The organism is Desulfovibrio sp. (assembly GCF_047607245.1).
In the GTDB taxonomy this organism is placed as follows: domain Bacteria; phylum Desulfobacterota; class Desulfovibrionia; order Desulfovibrionales; family Desulfovibrionaceae; genus Desulfovibrio.
Genome location: NZ_JASGDK010000037.1, coordinates 1 through 4,470, shown reverse-complemented (window position 1 = coordinate 4,470; position 4,470 = coordinate 1). Strand labels below are relative to the sequence as shown.

The 4,470-nt window shown below is 55.1% G+C and carries 4 protein-coding genes; all 4 read right to left on the bottom strand.

The annotated features are described in order from the left end of the window. Positions 1–762 precede the first annotated feature (762 nt). The gene (locus QM579_RS02825) at positions 763–1,050 is read right to left on the bottom strand and encodes an HMA2 domain-containing protein (protein WP_414997707.1); all 288 of its coding nucleotides are present in this window, start codon (positions 1,048–1,050) and stop codon (positions 763–765) included. After that, positions 1,028–3,175, bottom strand: a complete 2,148-nt coding sequence (locus tag QM579_RS02820) for a heavy metal translocating P-type ATPase (protein WP_414997706.1) — start codon at positions 3,173–3,175, stop codon at positions 1,028–1,030. The genes QM579_RS02825 and QM579_RS02820 overlap by 23 nt, the downstream gene beginning before the upstream one ends. A 330-nt stretch (positions 3,176–3,505) precedes the next feature. Next, positions 3,506–3,760, bottom strand: a complete 255-nt coding sequence (locus QM579_RS02815; protein WP_414997705.1) for a hypothetical protein — start codon at positions 3,758–3,760, stop codon at positions 3,506–3,508. Between the two features lie 141 nt (positions 3,761–3,901). Then, the gene (locus QM579_RS02810) at positions 3,902–4,150 is read right to left on the bottom strand and encodes a FeoA family protein (RefSeq protein ID WP_183717514.1); all 249 of its coding nucleotides are present in this window, start codon (positions 4,148–4,150) and stop codon (positions 3,902–3,904) included. Between the last annotated feature and the right edge of the window lie 320 nt (positions 4,151–4,470).

Here is a 4,470-nt window from a genome sequence, read left to right as displayed (position 1 = left end):
TATAGATATGGGCCTGGGGGTACAGGCGGCACAAAGACTCCAATACTTTTTCGCCCCCGCCCATATTGACGAGCCAGTAATGCACAATGGCTACGCGCACGTTTGTTCCTCCGTATTCATCTATCGTCAGCAGGGAAGGTCAGTGTTTTTTTAGCAGTTTGGCTTTGAGAGTGTGTACTTTCAAAGTTTAAGATGCATTTGTTGCGACGCTTAACCGCACAAATAAATAGCTATGCTGTTTTTGCGATAGTCGTTGCGGTACCGAAAGTTATAAAAATAGCCTGCGTCTTTACGCGTGCGGCCTTTCACCGTAGCTTCGCGGTAGCCCGAAGGGCTCACGAATGGCAATTGCGTGGAGCCGTCTGTGTTGCTACACAAGCGGTCTTCAACCATTGCTTACGGCACAATTTTTACGGCTGAACGCAACTGTCGAAGCTGCGTTCACGCTGTCCACAGCGGGCGTTTTTTCGTAGCTTTAACCGTATTTCAAAGTGAAAATGTACTGGCTGAGAATAGCAGCACTCTTGCCGCCCGTAAACCGCCTATTTTACAGTAAAGGCCCCGAAATTGTTTTCCGGGGCCTTTACTGTATTTTGCCTGAATAACGCGTCTTCTTGGCGCCGATGAACTTTGAAATGTGTCGTATTTCAAAATGCTCATTCTAACCAAAATGCAATTTTTGTCAGAATCCACGCCTCGTTGCGGCACGCCGCACCCTTGTGCAGCGCTAGAACATGCAAATTCTTTCAAAACTTACATGTTCTAGAATTCCGGCACATCAGCAGGTTTTCCTGCCTTGACCTTATCCAGATAGACAGCCCACGCTTCACCGATGGCAAAGAGGCGGTCTCTGGGGATAGCAGCGCAGTCGTAGGTGAGTAGCACGGAGCCGCTTACTGGGTTGCATTCCACGGAAATGACCCCGGCAATGGCTTTCATACGAGCCTCAGCCAGGGCTGCCACAGCTTCATTGTGCAGGGCAGGGTGGCGTATGCGTACTCGGCCATCTACGAAACTGCGCACATATTTAAGAAGATGTAGGGTGCTCAAAATGGCTCTCCTCGCCCGGCAGGGCTTTTCTGGGCAAATTCGGGCGCATGGCATTGAGGGCAACGCCCAGTGTGGTGACATTATGCAGCAGAGCTGAAACTCCAGGGCCCATAAACATAAAAAGGCCGCCCAGCAGGAAGGCGCTGTTAAGCGTCAACGTAGCCACAAAGTTGAAATGAATGCGGCGTAGCGTGCGCCTACCCAACAGACGGGCGTTAACAAGCCCTTCAAGATTGGGGTGGGTCAACAGTACGTTGGCCACCTCGCGGGCCAGATCCGTGCCGTCACTCATGGCGACGCCCACGTGTGATGCGGAAAGTGCCGGGGCATCATTGATGCCGTCGCCAACCATAAGCACTTTGCAGCCCTGTTCTGTCAGCTCCTGAATAATACGGGCTTTGTCTGTAGGCAGCACTTGCGAGCGATATTCACTGATGCCTACACGGGCAGCTACGGCACGGGCCGTGCGTTCATCATCACCCGTCAGCATGAGAATGCGGTTAAAGCCCAGGCCGCGGAGCTCTTCGACCACACGGGGAGCTTCTGGGCGCATGGGGTCCTCGATGGAAACCATGCCAGCGACTTTGCCGTCTTCGCTCATGAAGAGCAAAGAACGCCCCATGCTGGTCTGTTCGTCAATCGCTTCGGTCAGAACCGAAAGGTCAACCCCTTCGTCATGCTCTATATAATGGCGGCTGCCCACGCGCATTTTTTTCCCGTACAGGGACGAAGCCACGCCGTGCGCAACGACATATTCCACATGGGCATGCTCTTCGGCGTGCTGAAGGCCTTCTTCATCGGCCTTGCGCACGACGGCGCGGGCCACGGGATGAGGAAAGTGTTCCTCAAGGCAGGCCATGACGCGCAATACCTCGGTACGGTCAAAGCCCGGCGCGGGAAAAACTTCCACCACTTCTGGGCTGGCCTGGGTGAGGGTTCCTGTCTTGTCAAAGACCACAGTGTCGGCTTCATTGAGGGCTTCAAGGTAGCGGCCACCCTTGATGGCCATGCCATGCCGTGCGCCTTCGCGCATAGAGGCAAGCACTGCCAGCGGGGTCGCCAGCTTCAGCGCGCAGGAGTAATCCACAAGCAGCACGGAGGCTGCACGGCGAAAGTCGCGCGTAAGCAGCCAGACAAGAGCGGCCAGTCCAAAGGTGAAGGGCACGGCCATGTCGGCGAGGCGCTCGTACTTGCCTTGGATGCCCGCCTTGAGCGATTCAGATTCTTCAATAAATTTGACAACCTGACGAAGTCTTGTGCCGTCGCCCACATGACGGGCGCGAATAACAAGACGGCCTTCTTCCACAACCGTGCCAGCGAATACTGACGCGCCAGTGGTGCGCTTGACGCCCAGCGGTTCACCCGTCATTGACGACTGGTTAACCACTGCGCAGCCTTCCTCAACCATACCGTCTACGGGAATGCAGCCTCCGTCGCGCACAACGACCAGATCGCCTTCTTTCACCTGCGCCAGGGGAACGGATATCTCGGTTCCCTCGGCCAGCAGCCATACGTTTTCCACGTTGAGGGCCAGGCTTTCGGTGAGTGTGGCCATGGAGCGGCGGCGCGTCCAGTATTCCAGCGTTTCACCAAGGCCCAGCAACAGGGTGAGCAGGCTGACTGTGCGGAAGTCGCGCATGACAAGCGACGCGCCGATAGCGGCTGCGTCCAGCACATCCACGTTGAGCGCGCCGCGCAATACAGCCCGGACGCCTTTGAAAAGAAAAGGAACTGCACTGACAACGCTGTTAACAACGCGCAGGGCCATAGGCAGCAAGGGGCGCACAAAAATATACTGAAAAACGGGCATTAGCCCCTCAGTCAGTGTCGCTTCTCCTGGTTCGGGAGTGGGATCGTCTCCCAGTGCAGCCAGCGGGCCATCCTCGCCACCAGCTCCGACAAAGAGGGTCAAAGCTGTTTCGCGGCAATCTTCATTTTCAAAGAAAAAGAGCAAGCTGCCCAGACGGGGATTGACGCTTACCTCGCTTATGCCAGGCAGCGTGGCCAGCGCACCAGCCAAGGCTTCGGCTTGCGCCATGCCAAGGGGGCCAGAGGCGCGCACGCGCATTCTGCCGGAATCAGGCGTGGTTAGACCACGCAGCTCATGAACAATATAAAAACGCATGCGCGCGCTCCTGTTCCATATATAAATTGAATCTGTGCGATGGGGGTGACCCCTTGGGAAGTACAACTGCGCGCGTTCGCACGAATTGAAGCGAAGCACTTGCCTGCCTGACCTGATAAATGACGGGCAGGCGTAGTGGTTGGGTACAAAGCTTGCGGTCAGCCACTGTTGGCAGTGTGCAGTTGTCTTGGACGCCGGAATAGTCAATTTTAAGATTGACTATTCCGGCACCGGACATTTTCGTGGCAGGCTCACTCGTCGCTACACGCTACAAATGCAGAGAGCGGGCAAAAACTTGCGCCAGAGCGGGACTTGCCGTGCAAAATTGGTCTAGGCTTCAGCCTTGTCCTTGGTGGCCTTACGCTTGTCAGAAGCCATACGAGCTTCAGCCGTAAGGTCTTCCACATCTTCTTTAAGGGCTTCAACCTTGGTCAGCAGGGCATCTTTAACGTCAATGCCGCGGCTGATAAGGTCAGTTGCCAGAGGTTTGAAATCAAGCTTGCCGCGGCTCACAGCCGCAGTGCCCACCGCGCCGACAATCAGACCACCCAGAAACCAAAGGCCGTATTTCAGTCCATTGTTCATATATGCCTCCTTAAATGATCGCGTTGCAAACCGTTCGCGGGGCAAGCCACGCTGGACGGCAGACTAAAAAGCCTTACACCCTGCCACGCTTGCGTGGCAGGGACGAAACAAGACTATTACAATTGCGATAAATTGGGAAGTCTAGCTGTCAGAGGCAGCCAGGTCGACTTTGATAAAGTCGGCTTCGCTGTTACGGAGCGAGATAGTGACGCCTGAAAGGCGCAGGGCGACAGGGTCTTTGAGGGGCGCACGGCCCACGATTGAAACCGTAGTGCCGGGGATGAGCCCCATGTCACGAATGCGGCGGTTCATTTCGCCAAGGGCTTCCACAGCGGCGATTTTGCCTTGCTGGCCCACCTGCATCTGACGGAGATTGACAATCTGGCTCATGCGTGTTCTCTCTTTTTTTAGCCTTAAGGCTGTGCTACAGTAAATTTATGAGTTCCGGCCCATGTTCAACCAGCGCGCATTATTTGTACTGCGTCAGCTGAAGTGGCATGAGCGCCAAAAATCTACGGACTTGGCAGCAAGCTTGCTCTCGCTAGTAAGATATGTCAAGAAAAAAGAAAGTCAATTTCAAACCGGGCCTTATTCGACCCGCATTCTACCAAGGAGGCCCCATGCCGTCTTCTTATGTTGCGCATGTGATGGAAGGCAGGGCGCGTCTGCGTCATCCTGCTCTGGCCGACACCAAGGTTCGTGGCGCGGCT